Annotated in this window: 26 protein-coding genes; 19 read left to right on the top strand and 7 right to left on the bottom strand. The window is 74.4% G+C overall.

Features of this window, described 5'->3' with window-relative positions:
• Positions 1 to 43: 43 nt before the first annotated feature.
• On the bottom strand, positions 44 to 196 hold the full coding sequence (locus VR894_RS01950) for a lasso RiPP family leader peptide-containing protein (RefSeq protein ID WP_324649617.1): 153 nt from the start codon (positions 194 to 196) through the stop codon (positions 44 to 46).
• 326 nt (positions 197 to 522) lie between these two features.
• Between VR894_RS01950 and VR894_RS01955 the strand changes: the two genes are divergently transcribed.
• Together VR894_RS01955 and VR894_RS01960 are read left to right on the top strand one after the other, a co-directional pair.
• The gene (locus VR894_RS01955) at positions 523 to 1,656 is read left to right on the top strand and encodes a nucleotidyltransferase family protein (protein WP_324649618.1); all 1,134 of its coding nucleotides are present in this window, start codon (positions 523 to 525) and stop codon (positions 1,654 to 1,656) included.
• 75 nt (positions 1,657 to 1,731) lie between these two features.
• Complete coding sequence (locus tag VR894_RS01960) at positions 1,732 to 2,478, top strand: alpha/beta hydrolase (RefSeq protein WP_324649619.1); 747 nt, start codon at positions 1,732 to 1,734, stop codon at positions 2,476 to 2,478.
• Here VR894_RS01960 and VR894_RS01965 read toward each other — a convergent pair.
• Positions 2,450 to 3,253 carry an ROK family protein gene (locus VR894_RS01965; RefSeq protein ID WP_324649620.1) on the bottom strand — a complete coding sequence of 268 codons (804 nt, stop codon included), beginning with the start codon at positions 3,251 to 3,253 and terminating at the stop codon, positions 2,450 to 2,452. The genes VR894_RS01960 and VR894_RS01965 overlap by 29 nt on opposite strands.
• A 27-nt stretch (positions 3,254 to 3,280) precedes the next feature.
• Here VR894_RS01965 and VR894_RS01970 point away from each other — a divergent pair, with 27 nt between their 5' ends.
• The 6 genes from VR894_RS01970 (at position 3,281) to VR894_RS01995 (ending at position 8,232) form a co-directional block, all read left to right on the top strand.
• Positions 3,281 to 4,186, top strand: coding sequence for a tRNA pseudouridine synthase A (locus VR894_RS01970; RefSeq protein WP_324649621.1), 906 nt, complete (start codon positions 3,281 to 3,283; stop codon positions 4,184 to 4,186).
• Between the two features lie 53 nt (positions 4,187 to 4,239).
• The gene (locus VR894_RS01975) at positions 4,240 to 4,707 is read left to right on the top strand and encodes a DUF5709 domain-containing protein (protein ID WP_324649623.1); all 468 of its coding nucleotides are present in this window, start codon (positions 4,240 to 4,242) and stop codon (positions 4,705 to 4,707) included.
• Positions 4,708 to 4,925: 218 nt separating this feature from the next.
• Positions 4,926 to 5,369 (top strand): 50S ribosomal protein L13, encoded by a 444-nt coding sequence (gene rplM / locus VR894_RS01980; protein ID WP_324649624.1) that lies wholly within the window; start codon positions 4,926 to 4,928, stop codon positions 5,367 to 5,369.
• Positions 5,370 to 5,413: 44 nt separating this feature from the next.
• Positions 5,414 to 5,905 (top strand): 30S ribosomal protein S9, encoded by a 492-nt coding sequence (gene rpsI / locus VR894_RS01985; RefSeq protein WP_324649625.1) that lies wholly within the window; start codon positions 5,414 to 5,416, stop codon positions 5,903 to 5,905.
• Between the two features lie 149 nt (positions 5,906 to 6,054).
• Positions 6,055 to 7,407, top strand: coding sequence for a phosphoglucosamine mutase (gene glmM, locus VR894_RS01990; RefSeq protein WP_324649626.1), 1,353 nt, complete (start codon positions 6,055 to 6,057; stop codon positions 7,405 to 7,407).
• A gap of 81 nt (positions 7,408 to 7,488) precedes the next feature.
• Entirely contained in the window at positions 7,489 to 8,232 is a 744-nt protein-coding gene (locus tag VR894_RS01995) for a DedA family protein (protein WP_324649628.1), read from the top strand.
• Between the two features lie 7 nt (positions 8,233 to 8,239).
• Here VR894_RS01995 and coaA read toward each other — a convergent pair whose 3' ends face one another.
• Positions 8,240 to 9,211 carry a type I pantothenate kinase gene (coaA, locus tag VR894_RS02000; RefSeq protein WP_324649629.1) on the bottom strand — a complete coding sequence of 324 codons (972 nt, stop codon included), beginning with the start codon at positions 9,209 to 9,211 and terminating at the stop codon, positions 8,240 to 8,242.
• 120 nt (positions 9,212 to 9,331) lie between these two features.
• Between coaA and glmS the strand changes: the two genes are divergently transcribed.
• The 8 genes from glmS to rimI all read left to right on the top strand — a co-directional run bounded on the left by glmS (position 9,332) and on the right by rimI (position 16,876).
• Positions 9,332 to 11,182: a glutamine--fructose-6-phosphate transaminase (isomerizing) gene (gene glmS / locus VR894_RS02005; RefSeq protein WP_324649630.1), complete on the top strand. Its 1,851-nt coding sequence runs from the start codon at positions 9,332 to 9,334 to the stop codon at positions 11,180 to 11,182.
• 4 nt (positions 11,183 to 11,186) lie between these two features.
• The gene (locus VR894_RS02010; protein ID WP_324649631.1) at positions 11,187 to 11,537 is read left to right on the top strand and encodes a holo-ACP synthase; all 351 of its coding nucleotides are present in this window, start codon (positions 11,187 to 11,189) and stop codon (positions 11,535 to 11,537) included.
• 41 nt (positions 11,538 to 11,578) lie between these two features.
• On the top strand, positions 11,579 to 13,117 hold the full coding sequence (locus VR894_RS02015; RefSeq protein ID WP_324649632.1) for a bifunctional ADP-dependent NAD(P)H-hydrate dehydratase/NAD(P)H-hydrate epimerase: 1,539 nt from the start codon (positions 11,579 to 11,581) through the stop codon (positions 13,115 to 13,117).
• Between the two features lie 67 nt (positions 13,118 to 13,184).
• Complete coding sequence (alr, locus tag VR894_RS02020; protein ID WP_324649633.1) at positions 13,185 to 14,333, top strand: alanine racemase; 1,149 nt, start codon at positions 13,185 to 13,187, stop codon at positions 14,331 to 14,333.
• The gene (tsaE, locus tag VR894_RS02025) at positions 14,330 to 14,878 is read left to right on the top strand and encodes a tRNA (adenosine(37)-N6)-threonylcarbamoyltransferase complex ATPase subunit type 1 TsaE (protein ID WP_324649634.1); all 549 of its coding nucleotides are present in this window, start codon (positions 14,330 to 14,332) and stop codon (positions 14,876 to 14,878) included. Before alr ends, tsaE begins: the two co-directional genes overlap by 4 nt.
• Positions 14,875 to 15,681: a hypothetical protein gene (locus tag VR894_RS02030; RefSeq protein WP_324649635.1), complete on the top strand. Its 807-nt coding sequence runs from the start codon at positions 14,875 to 14,877 to the stop codon at positions 15,679 to 15,681. The genes tsaE and VR894_RS02030 overlap by 4 nt, the downstream gene beginning before the upstream one ends.
• Positions 15,682 to 15,713: 32 nt before the next feature.
• The gene (gene tsaB, locus VR894_RS02035) at positions 15,714 to 16,418 is read left to right on the top strand and encodes a tRNA (adenosine(37)-N6)-threonylcarbamoyltransferase complex dimerization subunit type 1 TsaB (protein WP_324649636.1); all 705 of its coding nucleotides are present in this window, start codon (positions 15,714 to 15,716) and stop codon (positions 16,416 to 16,418) included.
• Positions 16,415 to 16,876, top strand: a complete 462-nt coding sequence (gene rimI / locus VR894_RS02040; protein ID WP_324649637.1) for a ribosomal protein S18-alanine N-acetyltransferase — start codon at positions 16,415 to 16,417, stop codon at positions 16,874 to 16,876. Before tsaB ends, rimI begins: the two co-directional genes overlap by 4 nt.
• A gap of 15 nt (positions 16,877 to 16,891) precedes the next feature.
• Here rimI and VR894_RS02045 read toward each other — a convergent pair whose 3' ends face one another.
• Positions 16,892 to 17,503 carry a malonic semialdehyde reductase gene (locus VR894_RS02045; protein WP_324649638.1) on the bottom strand — a complete coding sequence of 204 codons (612 nt, stop codon included), beginning with the start codon at positions 17,501 to 17,503 and terminating at the stop codon, positions 16,892 to 16,894.
• Positions 17,504 to 17,597: 94 nt separating this feature from the next.
• On the opposite strand from VR894_RS02045, the gene tsaD reads away from it, so the two are divergent.
• Complete coding sequence (tsaD, locus tag VR894_RS02050) at positions 17,598 to 18,641, top strand: tRNA (adenosine(37)-N6)-threonylcarbamoyltransferase complex transferase subunit TsaD (protein ID WP_324649639.1); 1,044 nt, start codon at positions 17,598 to 17,600, stop codon at positions 18,639 to 18,641.
• A 109-nt stretch (positions 18,642 to 18,750) separates the two neighbouring features.
• On the opposite strand, the gene VR894_RS02055 is transcribed toward tsaD, so the two are convergent.
• Positions 18,751 to 19,887 (bottom strand): glutamate--cysteine ligase, encoded by a 1,137-nt coding sequence (locus VR894_RS02055; protein ID WP_324649640.1) that lies wholly within the window; start codon positions 19,885 to 19,887, stop codon positions 18,751 to 18,753.
• 43 nt (positions 19,888 to 19,930) lie between these two features.
• Positions 19,931 to 21,130, bottom strand: a complete 1,200-nt coding sequence (locus tag VR894_RS02060; RefSeq protein WP_324649641.1) for a class I SAM-dependent methyltransferase — start codon at positions 21,128 to 21,130, stop codon at positions 19,931 to 19,933.
• 215 nt (positions 21,131 to 21,345) lie between these two features.
• Between VR894_RS02060 and groES the strand changes: the two genes are divergently transcribed.
• On the top strand, positions 21,346 to 21,642 hold the full coding sequence (gene groES, locus VR894_RS02065; RefSeq protein WP_324649642.1) for a co-chaperone GroES: 297 nt from the start codon (positions 21,346 to 21,348) through the stop codon (positions 21,640 to 21,642).
• Positions 21,643 to 21,786: 144 nt separating this feature from the next.
• Here the strand turns inward: groES and VR894_RS02070 are convergent, their stop codons facing one another.
• Positions 21,787 to 22,077: a WhiB family transcriptional regulator gene (locus tag VR894_RS02070; RefSeq protein ID WP_324649643.1), complete on the bottom strand. Its 291-nt coding sequence runs from the start codon at positions 22,075 to 22,077 to the stop codon at positions 21,787 to 21,789.
• Between the two features lie 241 nt (positions 22,078 to 22,318).
• Here VR894_RS02070 and VR894_RS02075 point away from each other — a divergent pair, with 241 nt between their 5' ends.
• Entirely contained in the window at positions 22,319 to 23,239 is a 921-nt protein-coding gene (locus VR894_RS02075) for a MerR family transcriptional regulator (protein WP_324649644.1), read from the top strand.
• The last annotated feature ends 35 nt before the right edge of the window (positions 23,240 to 23,274 follow it).

Here is a 23,274-nt window from a genome sequence, read left to right on the forward strand (position 1 = left end):
CGGGTCGGACGGCCCGGTGGACCCTCCGACCCGCAGTGCGTGGTCAGCGCGAGCCGACGGGCGGGTGGCCCGGGTTGCCCGGGTCACCCCAGATGTCGAACCAGTTGGAGTTGTCCTTCCTCGGGCCGTGCTTGGGGTTGCCGAGGGTCAGACCGTGGACGCTGCCGACCTCGGTCATCCGTGGCGCTTCGTACATGTGAGTCTCCTTCGTGCTCGGGGTGAGGAGCTGATGCCCTGAGTGGGCCCACCGCCAGTGGACGGAGGTCGTCATTGACGTGAGACCGAGCCTACGGACGCCCGTCCTCCACGGCGACGACTGTCGCCGGATAACGTGGATGATGCCCGGGTGACCAGCCCGGACGTGGGCGGCTCACCCGGCGGCTCACCCCTCCCGTGGCGAGCCCTCCGCCCGGTCGGCTCCGAACGACGGCGACCGTTCCCGTGCCTGCTCGTCGGCCCGCTCGCTAGGCTCGCGGGTATCCGCCGGTGGGGATGCGGCGACCGGGCGACGACGGGACGGCGATGAGCGACAGCACCACCCGCGACCGTGCGGTGTCCGAGCTCCTGGTGGCCGTGTGCCGCGGAGACGTGGTCGACGGAGCGGCGGTGTCCCCGGAGGCCGTCGTCCCCGCCGCCCGCCACCACCGGATCGCCCCGCTCACCCACGTCCGCCTGCGGGAGAGCGCACCGGAGGTCGCCGAGGCGCTCCGCACGGATCGAGACCTGGCCAAGTCCCTGCACATTCGCGCGGCGATGCTGCTGCGGCAGGTCGACGAGCTCCTCGCCGACGTCCGGTGGGTCGTCTTCAAGGGACCGGTGCTCGCCGAGCTCGCCCACCCCGTGCCCGGGCTGCGGCCCTACGGCGACCTCGACCTCCTCGTCGACCCCCAGGACCTCCGTGCCGTGAGCCGGACCCTCCTCGCGGCCGGGTGGGAGGTCGGTGACTACGAGGACATGCTGCGCAACCCCGAGACCCCGGGAGAGATGCACTGGTTCACTCCCGCGGGCATCCAGGTCGACCTCCACTGGTCGATGATCAACATGCGGTCCCGCCGCGGCGAGTTCGACATCTCGACCGCCGGGATCCTCGGGCGCCGCAGACGGGTCCGGATCGGGCTCGGTGAGGCGTGGACGATGGACGAGGCGGACACGCTCGTGCACGTCGCCCTGCACGCGGCGCTCGCGGGGGCGAACAGGCTGTGCTGGATGCTCGACGTCGACCAGCTCTGCCGCCAGGTCGGTGACTGGGGCGCCGTCTGCCGTCGTGCGGCGGAGTGGGGTGCGCAGGCGCACGTGGCCCTGGCGCTGCGCCGGGCCGGTGCCACCCTGGGAACGCCCGTCCCCGCTCGGGTGTACCGGGCACTGGGGGCGTCGCTCCCGCTGCGCGCCCTTCTCGACTGCGTCGACCGTCTCTCACCGGTGGCCCGCCAGCGCCGGGACGCGTCGGTGTCCCGGCTCGTCGCCCGGGCGGTCCGCCCGGGCGCCGGGCGGACCGTCGCGCAGGTGGCGCAGAACGCCGCCAGGGGGGTGGTGGACCGGGTGCGGCCCGCCCGGGCCGCCGGACCGGCACGTGTGCAGGCGGGAGAGGCTGCGCTGGAGGACTTCCTGCTGGCCGTGGAGGCAAGTGCGCGGGCGAGCGCCTCTCCCGTCCGCTGAGGAGCCCAGCCTCCCGGGGGCGGGCCTCGGTGCCCACCGTCGTCACCCGCGCCGGTGGCGTGGGAAGGTAAACGGGTGAGCTCTGTGACGGTGGTTCTCGTCCACGGCATCCGCGCCTCCCGCACGATGTGGCTGCGCCAGCTCGCGGCGCTGGAGGAGGCCGGTGTCCCCGCCCTCGCGCCGGACCTGCCCGGGCACGGTGAGCGCGCCGGCGAGGACTTCACCATGGACGGCGCCCTGGCGACGGTCGAGGAGGCCGCCCGGTCGGCCGGCGGGGACGTCGTCGTCGTCGGCCTGTCGCTCGGTGGGTACCTCGCCCTGCACTGGGCGGCGCGGACCGAGCAGCGGGTGGTCGGGGTGCTGGCCGCCGGCTGCTCCACCCGACCACGGGGGGTCGGGCTCGCGGGCTACCGGCGGGTGGCCGCGCTCATCGCGCGGCTGCCCGACGGCGGGCGGTGGCTCAACGACACCATGGCGCGCCTCGCGCTGCCCGCGGCGGCGGTCGAGGACCTCGGCGCGGGCGGCATGGAGCTGGGCGCGATGGACGCCGCGCTCGCCGCCATGGCGGGCATCGACCCGGTCGCCGACCTCCGGGCGGTCGGCGACGTGCCCGTCCGGCTCGTCAACGGCCGCTGGGACCACTTCCGCCTCGAGGAGCGCCGGTTCCTCGCCGCCTGCCGGAACGGGCGGCTCCACGTGGTGCCCGGCGCCCACCACCTCGTCTCGCTGGTCCGCCCCGCCGAGTTCAACGAGATCCTGCTCGACCTCGTCGCGGAGACGAGCCGCGGGAGCGTCACTGACCGGCGTGCCGACTGGGACTGATCCCGCCGAGCTCCCACGCCCTCACCCCGCCGACGATCCCCGCGCTGTTCGGGACGATGACGACCTCGTCACCCAGCCGGTCGAGGGTCGGTGCGGTGATCCGCCGGGAGTTCCCGCCTCCGAGGTAGAGCCGGTCCCAGAGGAAGACCGGACGCAGGGAGTCCACCACCTGCCGCACCCGGCGCGACCACATCGCATCGCCGAGGCGCAGCCGCTCGTGCTCGCCGATGTACTCGTCGTAGGTCAGTCCCCAGCGGGCCGGGCCCCGGGACAGCTCGAGGTGCGGGGCGAGCCGGCTCCCGTCGAACAGCGCGTTGCCGAGCCCGGTCCCCAGGGTGACGACGAGCTCCAGGCCCGCGCCGGCGATGACGCCGGCGCCGTGCACCTCCGCGTCGTTGAGCAGCAGCACCGGCATCCCCAGCGTCCCGGTGAGGGCCTCCTGGAAGTCCAGGCCGGTCCACGCGTCGACGAGCTCGGGCAGCGCCCTCGTGCGGGGACCTGCCCGGGTGACGTAGTGGGGCGTGCTCACCACGACCCCGTGGCGGATCATCCCGGGCATGCCGACGGTCGCGCGGTCCGCGGCGGGCAGCTGCTCGGCGAGGGCGCGGATCGTGTCGAGGAGCCGCTGCGGCGGCAGCGGGTACGGCGTAACGGCACGCACCGGGTGGGCGCGCATCGTGCCCGCGGCGTCGAGCACCGACGCCTTGATGCCGCCGCCGCCGCAGTCGACGGCGAGGGTGGCCGGCTCCGGCAGCTCCGGGCTCACTGTGTCCACCCGCGCGACGGTACTAGCCTCCGAGGAGTGAGCGCAGCGACAGGCGACGTCCGCCGGCCCGCCGACGACCTCGTGCGGGTGCGGCTGGACCTGCGCTACGACGGCACCGGCTTCGCCGGGTGGGCGAGCCAGCCCGGTCTGCGCACGGTCCAGGGGACGCTCGAGGCGGCCCTGGCGACCGTCCTGCGCCTGCCCGGCGCCGCGCGGCTGACGGTCGCCGGCCGGACCGACGCCGGCGTCCACGCGCGCGGTCAGGTCGCGCACGTCGACGTGCCCCGGGCCGCCTGGGACGCGGTCCCCGGCCGCAGCGACCGCTCACCCGGTGAGGCGCTCGTGTCGCGGCTCGCCGGCGTGCTCGGCCGGGACGCGCGGCCCCGGGGCGCCGGGGACGTCGTCGTCGTGCGGGCGGGCCTCGCGCCGCCGGGCTTCGACGCGCGCTTCTCGGCGGTCTGGCGCCGGTACGTCTACCGGGTGGCCGACACGGCGGCGGCCCGCGACCCGCTGCGCCGGCACGACGTCCTGTGGCACGGGCGCCCGCTCGACGTCGGCGCCATGGACGTCGCCGCCGGGCTCCTGGTCGGCGAGCAGGACTTCGCCGCGTACTGCAAGCCACGCGAGGGGGCGACGACGATCCGCACCCTCCAGGCGATGCGCTGGGAGCGGGAGGGCGACGACGGGCTGGTGGTCGCCACGGTGCGCGCCGACGCCTTCTGTCACTCGATGGTCCGGGCGCTCGTCGGGGCGGGCCTCGCCGTCGGGGAGGGACGCCGCCCGCTCGACTGGCCCGCTGCGGTGCTCGCGGCCCGACGGCGCGACCCCGCGGTCACCGTCGCCCCCGCCCACGGGCTCACCCTGGAGGAGGTCGGCTACCCGCCGGAGGAGGCGCTCGCCGCCAGGGCCGCCGAGGCACGCGCCGTGCGCACGCTGCCCTGAGGCCGGCCGGGCTCACCGTGCGACGCCGCCGGAGCGGTGGCAGCCTGGAACGCATGACCGAGCCAGCAGAGGACACCCCGGCAACCAGCCCCGACCCGCAGTGGCCGGGAGAGGGCGACCACAACCAGCTCCCCAAGGAGGACACCCTCGAGCAGCGCGGTGTCGATGACCTCGTGGAGGAGGGGTACTCCCCGCCGGAGCGCGACCCGCTGCGTGGCCAGAACCTCACCGAGGCCGAGCTCATCGAGGGCGACACGATCGACGAGCGGGTCGACGCGGAGCAGCCGGAGGTCTGGGAGGAGCCGCAGGAACCGGACGCCAGCCGGGAGCCCGACCGGGCGGGACGGATCGAGGCCGTGACGGAGGATGCCGCCGGTCCGTCGGGCGAGCGCGAGCAGGACGTCTTGGCCCAGGACGTCGGCGTGGCCGGCGGTGCGGCGAGCGCCGAGGAGGCCGCCGTGCGGGTCCGCGACGAGGACGAGGCGATCGGCCTCACCGACGAGGGCGGCACGCCCGGGTGACCGGGTGGCACGTCTCACTCGGGAGCGTTCGCCGCTCCTTTGACCCGGTACCGCTGCCAGCGGTACTCTAGGACGTCGTTGTGCATCCCTTTGCGCTCCCCGGTGCTTCCCACTCGCCGGAGCAGCGGCGCGGATGCGCGCAGCGAGCATCATCAGACCATGGGCGGCAACGCGCTTCACGCACGTCGCCCTCGAGAAGAGAAACGAAGGCTACGCCCGTGCGCACGTACACACCGAAGCCCGGCGACGTCGAGAAGAACTGGTACGTCATCGACGCTACCGACGTCGTCCTCGGCCGACTGGCGACCCACGTCGCCACCCTGCTCCGTGGGAAGCACAAGCCGAGCTTCGCTCCGCACGTCGACAACGGTGACTTCGTCATCGTCGTCAACGCCGCGAAGGTCGCCCTCACCGGCAGCAAGCTCAACGACAAGATCGCCTACAGCCACTCCGGGTACCCGGGCGGGCTCAAGGCGACGAGCTACGCCCAGCTGCTCGAGCGCTTCCCCGAGCGCGCCGTCGAGAAGGCCATCCGCGGCATGCTGCCCAAGACGACCCTCGGTCGGGAGCAGCTGAAGAAGCTCAAGGTCTACGCCGGCCCGGAGCACCCCCACGCCGCGCAGCAGCCGCAGGCCTTCGAGATCACCCAGGTTGCCCAGTAGTCCGTCGGGACCAGGCAGCATCTGAACAGGACACGAGGAGAACCGTGGCTGAGACCACTTCCGAGATCGAGCTGGACGACGAGAACGTCCCCAGCAGCTACACCACCGAGACCGACGCACCCGCCGCCGGTGCCGGTCAGAGCCTCACCGCCCCGGGCCAGGCGCTCGGTCGCCGCAAGGAAGCGGTCGCCCGCGTCCGTCTCGTCCCCGGGACGGGCCAGTGGACCATCAACGGTCGGACGCTCGAGGACTACTTCCCCAACAAGCTCCACCAGCAGCTGGTGAGCGCGCCCTTCGACCTGCTCGACATCGCGGGCCGCTTCGACGTCGTCGCCCGCATCCACGGCGGCGGCATCTCCGGCCAGGCCGGCGCCCTGCGCCTCGGTGTGGCGCGTGCCCTCAACGAGATCGACGCGGACTCCAACCGTCCCGCGCTCAAGAAGGCCGGGTTCCTCACCCGCGACGCCCGCGCCGTCGAGCGCAAGAAGGCGGGCCTCAAGAAGGCCCGCAAGGCCCCGCAGTACTCCAAGCGCTGATCGACCCGCGCTCGACCACGGCCCCGTCGGCACCAGCCGGCGGGGCCGTCGTCGTCGCGGCGCGGACAGCGCGCACTCCCGGCCGCGAACACCTGGCACCATAGGTGCGGCGCCCACCCGGCCCCCAGCACCGAGACGAAGGACCACCCATGCCCCGACTGTTCGGAACCGACGGCGTCCGCGGACTCGCCAACAGGGACATCTCCGCCGAGCTGGCGCTCGGGCTGGGAGCGGCCGCGGCACGCGTGCTGACCGCGACCGCGGCTCCCGAGGGGCGTCGCCCGCGCGCGGTCATCGGTCGGGACACCCGGATCTCCGGTGACTTCCTGGCCGCCGCGATCTCGGCCGGGCTGACCAGCGCGGGCGTCGACGTCGTCGAGGTCGGGGTGCTCCCGACGCCCGGTGTGGCCCACCTGACGGCGACGACGGACGTCGACCTCGGGGTCGTCATCTCGGCCTCCCACAACCCCATGCCCGACAACGGCATCAAGTTCTTCGCGCGCGGCGGGTTCAAGCTCGAGGACGCCATCGAGGACGCCATCGAGGAGAGCCTCGGCTCGTCGTGGGACCGTCCCACCGGTGACGGCGTGGGCCGCATCGAGGAGGACGCGCGTGCCGCGGACCGCACCTACATCGACCACCTCGTCGCGGCGACCGGCCGACCGCTCGAGGGCCTGCGGATCGCCATCGACTGCGCCAACGGCGCGGCGAGCGACATCGCGCCCCTCGCGCTGCGTGAGGCCGGTGCGGACGTCGTCGTCATCAACGCCTCGCCCGACGGCCGCAACATCAACGACGACTGCGGCTCCACCCACCCCGAGCAGCTGCAGGCCGTGACCGTGGCCTCCGGCGCCGCGCTGGGGGTGGCGTTCGACGGGGACGCCGACCGGTGCATCGCGGTCGACCACGACGGTGCGATCGTCGACGGGGACCAGGTCATGGGGGTGCTCGCGACCGCCTTCAAGGAGCGGGGGCACCTCGCCGACGACACGCTGGTCGTCACCGTGATGAGCAACCTCGGGCTGCTGCTCGCCATGCGCGACGCCGGCATCAGGACGGTCCAGACCGCCGTGGGGGACCGGTACGTCCTCGAGGCCATGCGGGCCGGTGGCTACGCCCTGGGCGGCGAGCAGTCCGGTCACATCATCGCCTCCGAGCACGCCACGACCGGTGACGGGCTGCTCACCGCGCTGCTCCTCGCCGCGCGCGTCGTGGAGACCGGGCGCTCCCTCGCCGACCTCGCCGCCTTCGTCACCCGCCTGCCCCAGGTGCTGGTCAACGTCCCGGACGTCGACAGGAGCCGGGCGGGCACCGACGAGGGCGTGCAGGCCGCCGTCGCCGCGGCCGAGCAGCGCCTCGGCGAGACCGGCCGGGTGCTGCTACGCCCGTCGGGCACCGAGCCGCTCGTGCGGGTGATGGTCGAGGCCGCCACCCAGGCGGACGCCGACACCGTCGCCAACGAGCTCGCGGACGTGGTCCGCGCTCGCCTCGGGCTGGGCTGAGCGTCCTCGCTCAGGGATTTCCCCGATGACACCGACGCCCTCGGCGCGCTTCAATGAACCGGTGACGCAAATGAGCCCCTCATGACGGAGGTCATGGCGGCCGTCGAGGCGTGGGTGCTCGGCATGGCCGACTCGCCGTGGCTGCTGGTCGCGGTCCTGGCCCTGGCGGCCATCGACGGGTTCTTCCCGCCGGTGCCGAGCGAGTCGGTCGTCATCGCCGTGGCCGTCCTGGCGATGACCGGGGACGGCCCCAACCTCTGGCTGCTCATCCTCGTCGCGGCGGCGGGTGCCTTCACGGGTGACGTCATCGCCTACACGATCGGCACCAAGGTCCCCATCGACCGGTTGCGCATCCTCCAGGGCAGACGCGGGCGCGCCAGCGTCGCCTGGGCCGGCCGCGCCCTGGCCAGCCGCGGGACCGTGTTCATCCTCTCCGCCCGCTTCATCCCCATCGGCCGCGTCGCGGTCAACATGACGGCCGGGGCGGTGGGCTACCCCCGCCCGCGCTTCCTCCTCGTCGCCGGGATCGCGGCCGTGACGTGGGGCGTCTACTCCACGCTCCTCGGCGTGGGGGCCGGCGTGTTCCTCCACGACCACCCGCTCGTCGCCATCGCGGTCGGGATGACGGGCGGGGTGCTGCTCGGCTTCGTCGTCGACTCGGTCCTGCGCCGCTTCCACGGCCGGCTCGGTCGGCTGGACCACGGCCTGGAGGAGCTCGAGCAGCTCGCGAGCGACAACGACCCCGCGAGCGCCACGGCCGACGGCGTGCCGCGCGACGGCGAGGAGCGCAGCGGGTGCGACGAGCGGACGTCCACGTCCGGCTGAGGCGCCGTCAGATCTTGCGCAGGCGCATCCGGTGCATCCGGTGGTCACCCGACTTGGTGAGGACGAGTGACGCGCGGCCGCGCGTCGGCAGGATGTTCTCCTCGAGGTTCGGCTCGTTGATCGAGCTCCAGATCCCCGTGGCCGTCGCGACCGCCTCGTCGTCGCTCAGCGCCGCGTAGCGGTGGAAGTAGGAGCGCGGGTCGGAGAAGGCGGTCTGCCGCAGGGACAGGAACCGGTCGACGTACCAGCGGCGCACGTCGGTGGTACGGGCGTCGACGTAGATCGAGAAGTCGAAGAAGTCGCTCACCGCCAGGCTCGGTGAGCCGTCCGCCGTCGTCCGGGCCGGCTGCAGGACGTTGAGCCCCTCGACGATGAGGACGTCGGGACGCCGCACCGCGATCTGCCGGCCGGGCACGATGTCGTACGTGAGGTGGTCGTAGACGGGGGCGGTGACCTCGGGCAGGCCGGACTTGACCGCGCTGAGGAAGCGGAGCAGCGCGCGCTGGTCGTAGGACTCGGGGAAGCCCTTGCGTGACATGAGCCCTCGTCGCTCGAGCTCGGCGTTGGGGTGGAGGAAGCCGTCCGTGGTCACGAGCTCCACCCGCGGGGTCCCCGACCAGCGGCGCAGCATCTCGCGGAGCAGCCGGGACGTCGTCGACTTGCCCACCGCGACCGAGCCGGCGACACCGATGACGAAGGGGGTGCGGCCCATCCGCTCCCCGAGGAACGTCGACGTCACCGAGCCCAGCCGCCGCGAGGAGGCGACGTAGAGCGACAGGAGCCGCGACAGTGGCCGGTAGACGGTGTCGACCTCGGTGAGGTCGACGGGGTCACCCAGCCCGCGCAGGCGGTCGATGTCCGCCGCCGTGAGCGGCTGGGGCGTCGAGGAGGACAACCGGCTCCAGGCCTTGCGGTCGAACTCGAGGAACGGGGAGACCGCCGGCTGCGTTGCCGGCGGCGCTGGGTGCGGAGACGTCACGGCACCAGTGTGGACCACCGCCGGCCCTGTCTCGCGCACGAGCGCCGCGAGGCACGAGGCCGTGCGGCGCCCTCGCCGCGTGCACGGCCGCGGCGCCCGCGGCCACTACCCTGGTGACCCATGTGCGGAATCGTGGGTGCAGTCACCAACGGCGCGGCCGGAGCCGGGCCCGCCGACGCCGTCGTCGACGGCCTGGCCCGGCTCGAGTACCGGGGCTACGACTCCGCGGGCATCGCCGCGGTCTCGGGCGGCGACGTCGTCGTCCGCAAGCGTGCCGGCAAGCTCCGCGGGCTCCTCGACGAGCTGGAGCGCAACCCGCTGCCGGACGCGCGCGCCGCGATCGGGCACACGCGGTGGGCGACGCACGGTGGCCCGACCGACGAGAACGCCCACCCGCACCTCTCCGGGGACGGGCGCCTCGCTCTCATCCACAACGGCATCATCGAGAACTTCCACTCCCTGCGGAACGAGCTGGTCGCCGACGGCGCGACCTTCGCCTCGGAGACCGACACCGAGGTCGTCGCCCACCTGCTCGGCCGCGCCTACGGCGGCGACCTCACCGCCGCCATGCTCGAGGTCACCAAGCGGCTCGAGGGCGCCTTCACGCTCCTCGCCGTCCACGCGGAGCACCCGGGCACGATCGTCGCCGCCCGCCGCAACTCCCCGCTCGTCATCGGCCTCGGCGACGGCGCGAACTACCTCGGCTCCGACGTCGCCGCCTTCGTCGCCCAGACCAAGTCGGCGCTCGAGGTCGACCAGGACCAGGTCGTGACGATCACCGGGGACTCCGTCGCCGTCGTCGACGCCGACGGCCGGCCCGTCGAGAACCGGGCGTTCACGGTCGAGTGGGACGCGGAGGCCGCGGTCAAGGGCGGCTTCGACTCCTTCATGGACAAGGAGATCCACGACCAGCCGCAGGCCGTCGCCGACACGCTGCGCGGACGCACCGACGAGCTGGGGCGGCTGCAGCTCGACGAGCTGCGCATCGACGAGACGATCCTGCGGAGCATCGACAAGATCATCGTCGTCGCCTGCGGCACCGCCGCCTACGCCGGTCACGTCGCCAAGTACGCGATCGAGCACTGGTGCCGGATCCCGGTCGAGGTCGAGCTCGCCCACGAGTTCCGCTACCGCGACCCGGTCGTCAACGAGAAGACCCTCGTCGTCGCGATCTCCCAGTCCGGGGAGACGATGGACACGATCATGGCGGTCCGGCACGCCCGCGAGCAGGGTTCCAAGGTGCTCGCCGTCGTCAACACCCACGGCTCGACGATCGCCCGCGAGTCCGACGCGGTGCTCTACACCCACGCCGGCCCGGAGGTCGCGGTCGCCTCGACCAAGGCGTTCCTCGCCCAGATCACCGCGACCTACCTGCTCGGGCTCTACCTCGCCCAGCTGCGCGGCAACAAGTACATCGACGAGGTCGCCGACTACCTCGCCGAGCTCGGCAGGATCCCCGCGAAGGTCACCGAGGTGCTCGAGCGGCAGGACCACGTCCGCGACGTCGCCCGCTCGATGAAGGACACCACCTCGGTGCTCTTCCTCGGCCGCCACGTGGGCTTCCCCGTCGCCCTCGAGGGGGCGCTCAAGCTCAAGGAGCTCGCCTACATCCACGCCGAGGGCTTCGCCGCGGGCGAGCTCAAGCACGGGCCGATCGCGCTCATCGAGGACGGCCAGCCGGTCTTCGTCGTCGTGCCGACGCCCCGCCGGCCCACCCTGCACGCCAAGGTCATCTCCAACATCCAGGAGATCCGCGCCCGGGGCGCCCGCACCCTCGTCATCGCCGAGGACGGGGACACCGACGTGGAACCCTTCGCCGACGTCGTCTTCCGCTACCCGGAGACGCCCACCCTCATGACGCCGCTCGTGTCGGTGGTGCCGCTGCAGATCTTCGCCTGCGAGCTGGCCAAGGCCAAGGGCTACGACGTCGACCAGCCGCGCAACCTGGCCAAGTCCGTCACCGTGGAGTGACCCGGTGATCATCGGCGTGGGGATCGACGTCGTCGACGTCGCCCGCTTCATGCTCACCCTCGAGCGCACCCCCCGGCTGCGGGACAAGCTCTTCACCCCCGAGGAGCGCGAGCTGCCGCCGGCCTCCCTGGCCGCCCGGTTCGCGGCGAAGGAGGCGATCGCCAAGGCGCTGGGCGCGCCGGGCGGGATGTCCTGGCAGGACTGCACCGTGGAGCGGGTGCCCGGGGGAGCCCCCATCGTCCACGTGCGCGACTCGGTGGCGGCCCGGGCGGACGAGCTCGGGGTGCGCAGCTGGCACCTGTCGATCTCCCACGACGCGGGCATCGCCTCGGCCATGGTCGTCGCCGAGGGCTGACCGTCCTGTAGCGGGGCCGTGCTCGTGGCAAGAATGGTGCCATGATCCGTGCGTACGAGGCCGAGGCCGTCCGGGCCGCCGAGGCGCCGCTGCTCGCGGCCACGGCCCCCGACGAGCTGATGAAGCAGGCGGCCTTCGCCGTCGCGACCGCCGTGCTCGACGAGCTCCGCCGGCTGGGAGCGCGGCGCAGCGGCAGCACCGTCCTCCTGCTCGTCGGGGGTGGCAACAACGGGGGCGACGCGCTGTACGCCGGTGCGTACCTCGCGCGGCGCGGCCTCCAGGTGGCCGCGGCGCTGTGCACCGACCGGCCGCACGAGCGGGGCCTGGCCGCCGCCCGTTCCGCCGGGGTCCGCTGCCACGACGTCCTCGACGACGCCGGGCGCCCCCGCTGGGTCGTCCTCGGCGCGCTCGCCGACCGCGGCGGCGTGTGGGTCGACGGGCTCACCGGCATCGGCGCCACCGGTGGGCTGCGCCAACCGCTGGCCGACGTCGTCACCGGCCTGTGGGAGCGGCGCACCGCCATGCCGGACGAGCCGACCGTCGTCGCCGTCGACGTCCCGTCCGGGATCGGGGTCGACGACGGCACCCTCCCCGGCCCCGTCCTGCGCGCGGACGTCACCGTCACCATGGGTGCGGCGAAGCCCGGGCTGCTCGTGCGGCCCGCGGAGGCCTGCGTCGGGCGGCTCGTCGTCGTCGACATCGGGCTGACGGCCGGCCTCGGGACCCCGGCGGTCCGGCGGCTCACCGCTGCCGACGTCGCCGACCTGCGGCCCGCGCCGGGACCGGCCGACCACAAGTACACCCGCGGCGTCCTCGGGCTCCTCGCCGGCTCGACGACGTACCCGGGGGCCGCAGTCCTCGCCGCGGCCGGCGCCCTGCGCGCCGGTCTCGGCATGGTGCGCTACCTCGGCCCCGACACCGTGGCCCGGCTCGTCCACCAGCGCTTCCCGGAGGTCGTCGTCGGCAGCGGCCGGGTCCAGTCGTGGACGGTCGGCAGCGGTGTCGACCCGGACGACGCCGAGCGTGCCGATGACGTGCGCGGCGTCCTCACGCAGGCGCTCGCCGACGGCGTCCCCGCCGTGCTCGACGCCGGCGCCCTCGCCCTCGCCCCCGAGCGGCTCGCGCCGAACGTCGTCCTCACGCCGCACGCCGGTGAGCTCGCCCGGCTGCTCAGTGACCGCGGCGAGGAGACGGCGCGCGGCGACGTCGACGCCGAGCCGTTGCGCCTGGCCCGCCTCGCAGCAGGCCTCACCGGTGCCGTCGTGCTCCTCAAGGGCCCGACGACGGTCGTCGCGGCCCCCGGCGGGGCGACCTTCGCCCAGGCGGACGGCACGCCGTGGCTCGCCACCGCCGGGACCGGCGACGTGCTCGCCGGCGTCCTCGGCGCGCTGCTCGCCGGTCACGGGGAGGAGCTCACCACCGACGAGGACGCCGACGGTGCGCGTACCGCGGAGCTCGCCGCGGCGGCCGCGTACCTGCACGGCCGGGCAGGGCTGCGCGCGTCGGGCGGCGGACCGGTCACGGCACTGCAGGTCGCCGACGCGGTCAGCGCCGTCGTCGCCGAGCTCGGCGGGACGTGAGCGCTCGGCCGGACGTGCGCTGCCGGTGGTGGGGGCCTGCCCGACGGTGGTGGGAGACTGGGGCGCTGTGAGCTACTACCCGGCCCGGGCGGTCGTCGACCACGCCGCCATCCGCGCGAACGTCGAGCGGCTGCGCGCCGCCGCGGGCAGCGCCGAGGTCATGGCGGTGGTCAAGGCCGACGCCTACGGCCACGGCATCGTCCCGGTCTCGCGCAGCGCGCTCGCCGCCGGGGCGACCTGGCTCGGGGTGGCGCAGCTCGGCGAGGCCCTCGGCCTGCGGGCCGCCGGGATCGAGGCGCCGCTGCTCACCTGGATCTTCGGCCCCGGCGCGCCCCTGGCCGACGCCGTTGCCGCGGGCATCGACGTCTCGGCCGCCGCACCGTGGGCGCTCGCCGAGCTCGCGGCCGCGGCCGTCGCGGCCGGCCGGCCCGCCCGGGTGCACCTCAAGGTGGACACCGGCATGGCACGCGGAGGTGCCCGGCCCGAGGCCTGGGCGGAGCTCGTCGACCACGCCGCCCGCCTCGCCGCGGACGGCACCGTGGACGTCGTCGGTGTCTGGTCGCACCTCGCCCGCGGCGACGAGCCGGCCGAGCCGACCACGGCTCAGCAGCTCGACGTGTTCCGCGCGGCGCTCGCCGTCGTGTCCCGCGCCGGCCTGCACCCGGCCGTGCGCCACCTCGCGGCGTCGTCCGGCACCCTCTTCCACCCCGACACCCACTTCGACCTCGTCCGCCCCGGCATCGCGCTCTACGGGCTCTCACCCGCACCGGAGGTCTCCGGCGCCGTCGAGCTCGGGCTGCGGGCGGCGATGCGCCTCGAGGCCGACGTCATCCTCACCAAGGACGTGCCCGCCGGGACGCCGGTCGGCTACGGCCACACGCACACCACGGCGTCCGCCGGTCGCCTCGCGCTGCTGCCGCTGGGCTACGGCGACGGCATCCCCCGGCACGCCGGCAGCGGCGGCCCTGTCCAGCTCGGTGCGCACCGCGCCCACGTGGCAGGACGGGTGAGCATGGACCAGATCGTCCTCGACCTCGGCCCGGGCGGCACGGACGCGTCCGTCGGCGACGTCGCCGTCCTCTTCGGCGACGCCCGCGACGGCGTGCCGACCGCCCAGGACTGGGCCGACGCCGCCGGGACGATCAGCTATGAGATCGTCACCCGCCTGGGCACCCGCGTCCCGCGCACCCACGTCTCGCAGGAGGTCACCCCATGAGCACCTGGCAGCTGCCCGACCCGGAGGCCACGCGTGAGCTCGGCCGCCGGTTGGCCGGGGTCCTGCGCGCCGGGGACCTCGTCGTCCTCACGGGGGACCTCGGAGCCGGGAAGACGACGCTGACGCAGGGCATCGGCGCCGGTCTGGGGGTGCGCGGCCAGGTCGCCTCGCCGACCTTCATCATCGCCCGGGCCCACCCCAGCCTGGGGGAGGGGCCCGACCTCGTCCACGTCGACGCCTACCGGCTGACCTCGCTCGCCGAGGTCGACGCCCTGGACCTCGACAGCTCCCTCGAGGACTCCGTCACCGTCGTCGAGTGGGGCGAGGGGATGGTCGAGGGTCTCGCCGAGGACCGGCTGGAGGTCACGGTCGCCCGCCCCCGCGGCGGCCTGGTGGCGCGGGACGAGGCCGACGACGCCGGGACACGCACCGTGACCATCGAGACGCACGGGGCGCGGTGGGACGGGGTCGACCTCCGCGCCGCCCTCGGGGAGCTCGTCCGGCCGGCCGACGACGCACGGGCCGACGGCGGGAGCGCGGGGTGAGCGCGGGGCTCGCGCTCCTGCTCGCGGTCGCGCTCACCCTGCCGGTGGCCACCCCGGTCGCCGACGCCACCGAGGCTCCCAGCCCCTCGCCCACCGCGGCGCCCGAGCCGCGCGCGCCCGAGGCCGTCGCCGCCTGGTTCGCCGAGCAGGGCCCGGAGGCGGCCGGTGACCTGGCCGAGCCGGAGGACCTCGCCGTCGGGGTGCCGCGGCAGGTCGGGACGTGGAGCGAGACCTACATCGCCGGGGAACAGCTCGACCAGCCGGCACAGCCCGTCGAGGAGTGGGTCGCGCCGGTCGTGGCTCGGTCCGCGGACCAGCCGGTGCCCCTGGGTGTGGTCCGGGCGGCCGCGGAGGACGGGTCCGAACCACAGCTGGTGGCGGTGACCGAGGACCTCGAGCTCGCCGCGGCACTCCACCGGTCGGCCGACGGCGTGACGTTCGTCTACGACGCGGACGTCGACGGCTGGTTCGGGCTGCTCGACGGTGAGGTGTGGCCCGTCACCGAGGGCGCCCGCACGGTCCTCCAGGGGGCGCTGTCCACCGCGGTCTTCCAGGAGTTCCTCGCTGCATGGCGCGGCCAGCCGGTCGCGACGGCCCCGCCCGTGCCCGAGGACGAGCGCGCCGGCGCGGTGTCCCCGCTCCTCCCGATCGGGATCATCGTCGTCCTCGGCGCCGCGGCCGCCTGGCTGCTGCTGCGCCAGTACCGGCAGGCGGACTCCCGCATCGCCGCCGACGTCCGTGCCGGAGTCGCGCCGCCCCACGAGGGGGCCGACGGCCCGGACGAGCTCGCCGAGCGCGGGTGACCGTGCCCGCGGCACCGCACTACCCTGGTCGGGTGCGAACCCTGTGCATCGACACCTCGGCCGGGAGCGCCGTCGCGCTCCACGACGACGACGGCGGGGTCCTCGCCCGGGCGCGGAGCGCCGACCACCGCGGTCACGCCGAGCGGCTCGCTGCGCTCATCACCGAGGTGCTCGAGACGGCCGGAGTCGGTGTCGCGGACCTCGACCGGGTGGCTGCCGGCACCGGTCCGGCGCCCTACACGGGGCTCCGTGTCGGGCTCGTCACCGCGCTCGCCCTCGGCCGGGCACGCGGGGTGCCCGTGCACGGCGTGAGCAGCCTCGACGCCCTGGCGCGCCAGGTGCTCGATCTCCACCCCGCCGCGACCGTGCTCGTCCTCGGCGACGCCCGCCGCAAGGAGGTGTACTCGGCGCGCTACCGGGCGCTGGGGGACGACGACGTCCAGCTCCTCGAGGGGCCCCGGGTCGGCCCCGCGTCCGACGTCGCGAGCGACCCCGTCGGTGCCGCCGTGGACCGGGGCCACGTCGTCGTCGCCGGGGCCGGAGCGGTGCTGTACGCCGACACGGTGCCGCCGACGCCGGGGGCCCCCGACGAGGTCGACGCCGCGGTGCTCGCGCGGATCGTGCGGGCCCGGCTCGCCCGCGCGGAGGCCGGCGAGGAGGTCTCGCTGAGCACCGAGCCGCTGTACCTGCGCCGCCCGGACATCTCCCCGGCAGCCGCGCGCAAACGCGCATCGTGACGCTGCGGCCGCTGCGGACGGAGGACCTCGACAGGGTGCTCGAGCTCGAGGTCGAACTCTTCGGGCGCGGGGCGTGGTCGCGGGAGGCCTACCTCGCCGAGCTGGCGCACCCCGGGCGGTACTACGTCGCCGCCGAACGGGCCGGTGTCGTCGTCGGCTACGCCGGGATCGCGCTCGCGGAGGACGCCGAGGTGATGACCGTCGGGGTGGCGGACGCCCACCGCGGGCAGGGTATCGGGACCGAGCTGCTCGCGGACCTGCTCGCCCGGGCCCGAGCCGCACGCGCCCGCCACGTGTTCCTCGAGGTCCGGGTGGGCAACGCCGCGGCGCAGCGCCTGTACGAGCGAGCCGGCTTCGTCCCCGTCGGGACGCGGCGCCGCTACTACGGCGACGAGGACGCCCTCGTCATGCGTCTCACGCTCCGCAGGGGACAGGGAGACCTCACCGCCGGGCCGTGAGCCGGACGGCGTCCGTCAGAGGACGACGGCGGCCGTCGCGAAGTCGAGCCGGCCGGCGCGGGGCCGGACGGCGCCCTCCGTCTCCGCCGGGGCGCGCCCGGCGTTGACGACGGCCATGGTGCGCCACCCGGACGTCGCGAAGAGCTCGGCGTCGATGCCTGCGGCGTCCATCCCGGTCATCGGCCCCACGTGCAGGCCGGCGCCGCGCAGGCCGAGGATGAAGTAGCCGAGCTGGATGAGCCCGTTCGTCCGGGCGAAGGAGTCGCGGAACTCGGGGTCGCCGTCCAGCTTCTCGCGGGCGCCGGCACGGTGCGGGGCCAGCACGTCGAGGTGCTCGTGGAACGCGGGGTCGTAGGCGGCGACGACGGTGAGCGGGGCCGCGAGCGTCTTGGCCCGGTTGCCCTCGCTCATGTGGGCCACGAGGCGCTCGCGGGCGTCGCCGGACCGGACGACGGCCAGCCGCAGCGGCTGCGCGTTCATCGCGGTCGGAGCCCAGCGGACCGCCTCGTACACCTCACGCACGACGGCGGCGTCGACCGGCTCGTCGACGAACGTGTGCGTGGTGTGGGCGTCGTGGAAGATCTCGCGGGGCAGCGCGGCGGCAGCGGGCAGGGCATCGGTCCTCATGCCGACGACAACCTCCGGGGTGGCCCGAACCATCCGGACCGGGCCGTGAGACCGGCCACAGGTGTCGCCACCGGCGGCGCACTACCCTGTGGGGGTGAGTGAACCACTGGTCCTGGGCATCGAGACGAGCTGCGACGAGACCGGCTTCGCGCTCGCCCGCGGGCGCGAGCTGCTCGCCGACGTCACCGCCTCCTCGATGGACGAGCACGCGCGCTTCGGCGGCATCGTCCCGGAGGTCGCCAGCCGCGCGCACCTCGAGGCCTTCGTCCCGACGCTGGACGCCGCCCTCGACGCCGCCGGCTGCCGGCTGGAGGAGATCGACGCCGTCGCCGTCACCGCGGGCCCCGGGCTCGTCGGCTCCCTGACGGTGGGGGTCGCCGCCGCCAAGTCCCTCGCGCTCGGGCTGGGCAAGCCGCTGTACGGGGTCAACCACGTCATCGGCCACATCGCGGTGGACGAGCTGGTCCACGGCCGGTTCCCCGAGCACTTCGTCGGGCTCGTCGTCTCCGGCGGCCACACGAGCCTCCTCGAGGTGCGCGACATCGCCACCGACGTCGTCGAGCTTGGGCAGACCCTCGACGACGCCGCGGGCGAGGCCTTCGACAAGGTCGGCCGGCTGCTCGGGCTGCCCTACCCGGGAGGACCGCACGTCGACCGGCTCGCCCAGCAGGGCGACCGCGCGGCCATCCGCTTCCCGCGTGGCCTGTCCAAGGGGAAGGACGCCGTCCGGCACCCCTACGACTTCTCCTTCTCGGGCCTGAAGACCGCCGTCGCCCGGTACGTCGAGGCAGTCGAGGACGCGGGGGAGGAGCTGGCGGCCGCCGACGTCGCCGCCTCCTTCTCCGAGGCCGTCGCCGACGTCCTGGTGAGCAAGACCCTCGCCGCCTGCCAGTACAAGGGCTGCGACACCGTCGTCATCGGCGGGGGCTTCTCCGCCAACTCCCGGCTGCGGGAGCTCGCCGCCGAGCGCGGGGAGCGCCACGGCATCGAGGTGCGCATCCCCCCGATCCGCTACTGCACCGACAACGGCGCGATGATCGCGGCGCTCGGTGCGGCGATGCTGCGCTCGGGCGTGGCGCCGTCGCCGGTGGAGTTCCCGGTCGACTCCGGCATGCCGCTGGCCACGGTGCGCGCCTAGCGGATCCCTCCCTCGGTCGTCCCTTCCAGTCAACGGAGGGCGCCGCAGGGGGCGACCCACGATCGAAAGGGGCGACCGACGCGCCGCTGGACTGCGGCGGACGCCGTCGTCACAGGGGGCGGCCGGCCTTCATCTCCGCGACCAGGGAGGCGACGACGGCGTCGAGGTCCCCGTCGTTGCGGCGCGCCACCCGCCGCTGCCGCTGATAGGAGGCGCCCCGGCGCATGATCGTGCGCACGCCGTCGAGCTCCTCGAGGCACCCGAGCCGGGCGGCCACCGGTTCCAGGACCGGTAGCAGCTCGGCGAGCGAGTCGGTGACGAGCTGCTCGTTGCCGGCGGCGTCGAGGATGACGATGGCGTCCATCCCGTAGCGCGCCGACCGCCACTTGTTCTCCTGGAGGAACCACGGAGGCATCCGCGGAAGCTCCCGCCCCTCGTCCAGCATCGTGGAGAAGTGCTCGACCAGGCAGTGCGTGAGCGCCGCCAGTGCCAGGACCTCGGTGAGGTTGGAGGCACCGTCGAACACCCGCATCTCCAGCGTCCCCAGGTGGGGCGCCGGGCGGATGTCCCACCGGACCTCGTTGAAGTGGTCGATGACCCCGGTGTGGAGCATGTCGCGGGTGTAGGCCTCCAGCTCCGCCCACTCCTCGAAGACCTGCGGCAGCCCGGCCGTGGGCAGCTGCTGGAAGAGCAGCGCACGGTTGGAGGCGTACCCCGTGTCGCGCCCGGACCAGAACGGGGAGGACGCCGCCAGGGACTGCAGGTGCGGGAGGTAGGAGAGCATGGCGCGCAGCAGCGGCAGCACTTTGCGCCGGTCCTCGACGCCGACGTGCACGTGGACGCCGTAGATGACCATCTGCCGGCCCCACCACTGGGTGCGCTCGATGAGCGTGGAGTAGCGCTCCTTGTTCGTCACCCGCTGGTAGTCGTAGCGGGCGAAGGGGTGGGTCCCGGCGCACATGAGCTCGACCCGGAGTGGCTCGATGACCCCACGCAGCTCCTCGATCGTCCGCTCGAGGTCCGCTCCCGCACCGCGGACGGTCGTCGCGACGTCGGAGACCACCTCGATCGTGTTGAGGAGCAGCTCCGGGTGGATGTTGGGGTGCGCGTCGGCGCCCGGTGGCCGGACGGCGTCGAGAACCGTCTGTGCCACCTGCCGGAGGTCACCGGAGTCGGCGTCGACGAGGGCGAGCTCCCACTCGATGCCGACGGTCGACCGCGCTGACGGCGCGAACGGGATCTCCATGGCGCCATCATGCCGTCCGGGGGCGGGGGTGACGACAGGAGGCTCAGAGCGGCTCGACGACGATGACGCTCTGCCGCCCCGCGAGCCTGGTGAGGATGATCGTCGCGCTGTTCGGTCCGGTGAGGGAGAGCTGGCGACGCAGCTGTCCCGGCTCGACGGCGGTCCCCCGCTTCTTGATCGTCACGGTGCCGACCTGCCGGTCGCGCAGGTAGCTGCGCAGCGGCTTGAGCCCGAACGGCAGGGTGTCGAGGACCCGGTAGGGGGTGAGGAACGGGGTCCGCTCCAGGCGGGGCCCGGTGAGGTAGGCGATCGACTCCGCGACGAGCCCGGCCCCCACCTGCTCCCCGGCAAGGGCGACGAGGCCCGCCCGGATGACTGCGCCGTCGGGCTCGTAGAGGTAGGTGTCGAGCGGTCGGACCCGGCCCATGCGGACCGGGGCGTCGGCGGAGGTGAGCTCCCGGTCGGTGAGGCGGTGCGTCCCGCCGTCGTGGGTGAGCGCCATGGCGCTGCGCCCGGGCCCCTCCGGCGCGAGCGGGCCGAACCACAGCCCGGCCTCGACGACGTCGCCCGCCACGCTCACCCACTGCGCGTGGGCGTCGGGCGGCAGCATGCCGTGGGGGATGCCCGGCCCCACCTTGAGCCCGAGTGCCGGGACCTGGCGGCGCAGGGCGAGCAGCTCGTCCAGGGAGGGGGAGTAGGCGCGCGGGTCGAACACGCGCCGCCCGCCCCGGGTGCGGCGCGCCGGGTCGGCGAAGATCGCGTCGAAGCCGGTGAGGTCGAGGTCGAGGGCGTCGCCGTGCTGGACGGTCGCCTCGGGGAAGTGGCGCAGGTTGACGGTCGCGACGGCGGCAGTGAGCTCGTCCCGCTCGACGGCGACGACGCTGAGACCCAGGGCCCCCATCGCCATCGCGTCGCCGCCGATGCCGCACCCGAGGTCGGCCACGCGCGTCGCGCCGGCGGCCGCGTACCGCGCGGCGTGGTGGGCGCCGACCGCGAGCCGTGTCGACTGCTCCAGCCCCTCCGGGGTGAAGATCATGCCGTCGGCGAACTCGAGGAACTTCCCGCGCGCCTTCGCGCGGAGCCGGGACTGGGTCATCGCGGCCGCGACCAGCTCGGCGTCCACGCCGCGCTCGCGCAGACCCGTCGCCAGCCGCAGGGCGGCGGACTCGTCGTAGGGGGGAAGCTGGCCGAGCAGGGCCCACCCCTCGGGGGAGAGCAGCTTGGTCAGCGCTGAGGCGTCCACCCGTCGATACTAGGTGCGGGCACCGGTGCGCACCCGCAGCTGCTGGCACTCGCCTTGACCGAGTGCTAACCGCGGGCATAGATTTGGGGCTGCTGCGGCCGCGAGGTCGCAGCGCCAGCACCCGGACCCACTGGCCGACCCCCGCGACGGCGGCCACGTGGCGAGGGTGCGATCTGACCTTGTCCGTTACCCACTCAGCGAAGGGGAGGTCCGCAGTGTCGGTCTCCATCAAGCCCCTCGAGGACCGCATCGTCGTGCAGACCCTCGAGGCCGAGCAGACCACGGCGTCTGGCCTCGTCATTCCTGACACCGCTCAGGAGAAGCCCCAGGAGGGCACCGTCGTCGCCACCGGCCCCGGCCGCGTGGACGACAACGGCAACCGCGTCCCGCTGGACGTCGCCGTCGGCGACGTCGTCATCTACAGCAAGTACGGCGGTACCGAGGTGAAGTACGCGGGCGAGGAGTACCTCATCCTCTCCGCGCGCGACGTCCTCGCCGTCGTCCAGAAGTGACGTTCGGCTAGCCGAACGACGAGAAGGGGCCCCGGTCGACGACCGGGGCCCCTTCTCGTGTGCGTCGTGACGCGCGTGCGCAGACACGGCGACGGGCCCCGGTCGACGACCGGGGCCCGTCGCTGCGCGCGTGGTGCGACGCGGTCAGCTCGCGCGACGCAGGGGGGTGGTGAGGATCTGCTGACGCTCGTCCTCGGACAGGCCGCCCCACACGCCGTAGGGCTCGCGCACCTTCAGGGCGTGCTCGCGGCACTGCTGGATGACGGGGCACTCGGCGCACACAGCCTTGGCGGCCTCGTCGCGTCGCCGCCGCGTGCCACCCCGCTCGCCCTCGGGGTGGAAGAAGAGGTTGGGGTCGGCCTCGCGGCACTTCCCCTCGTACTGCCACTCCCACAGGTCCATCACTGGGCCGGGAAGCCTTGAGAGCTCTGCCATGATCGCGCTCCTTCTGTCCGGGGTGCGACTGCTGTGCCGCGGGGCGAATGAGATGAACCTAGCAACCGATGCATGGGTTGTTCAAGCCCCTTGCGCAAGTGATTCGCAAATCGCGTCACGGGTGGGTGTCGACCGAGCCGGGAGCGATGCACCGCGCCGGGGTCCGGTGCCCGTCGGCGCGCCGGACGTGCCGTAGTGTCCGCACAGGTGCAGAATCGAGGCCGGACGACGAGGAGGACTGGTGGCTCGAGCGACCCCCGGCGCGGGCGGCGGGGACCCGCGGCTGGATGCGGCACCGCTCACCGTGGCCGCTGTCGCGCGGACCCTGGGCGTCGCCGCCTCGACCCTGCGGACCTGGGACCGTCGGTACGGCCTGGGACCGTCGGGCCACCAGGCCGGCAGCCACCGGCGGTACACCCCCGAGGACGTCGCCCGCCTGCAGACGATGCGGCGGCTGACCCTGCGCGGCGTCGCGCCGGTCGACGCGGCACGGATCGCCACGGAGTCGGGGAGCGGGGACGGCCGGCCCGGGGTCGAGGAGAGCCCCGGTGAGGAGAGCGACGACGAGTCCCTCGTGCTGGACCCGCTCACCCTCGCGGCGGCCGCCGTCGAGCCGGACCTCCGGCGCGTCCACCGCATGCTGCAGCGCGCCGCCCGGGAGGCCGGGATCGTCGCGGCATGGACGGACCTCGTCACGCCCGCCGTCGAGATGCTCGACCAGGGCCGGCAGCGGCTGGCGGAGCGACCCGGCAGCGACCCGTACGGCGTCATCCAGGTCGGTCTCATGCAGGCGATCCGCCAGCTCGTCGTCTCCGGCCCGGCCCCGGTCCGGATCCTCGCGCCCGCGCAGGACCGCGTGCGGGCCCACGTCATCGCCGGGGGGCTGGCCGAGCACGACGTCGGGGCGCTCGTCGTGAGCGCGGAGCAGGTGGTGCGGGAGGACGGCAGCCTCGGCTGGCTCCCTCCGGGTGAGACGGCCGTGCTCGCCGTCATCGGCAACCCGCCCGGTACCGAGGAGGTCGTCACCCGGGCCTCCGAACGGGGCGACGCGACCGTCTTCCTGCTGGGGGACGAGAGTCCCTCGATCTGGCTGAGGCACGTCCACCGGGTACGCACCGCCCAGGCGGCGGTCGCGGAGATCATCGCGACCGTACGTGAGTAGCCACACCTGTGACCCGCTCGCCCGCGCACGTAGGA

Origin of the sequence: Georgenia sp. H159, assembly GCF_035607575.1 — a bacterium.
In the GTDB taxonomy this organism is placed as follows: domain Bacteria; phylum Actinomycetota; class Actinomycetes; order Actinomycetales; family Actinomycetaceae; genus Oceanitalea.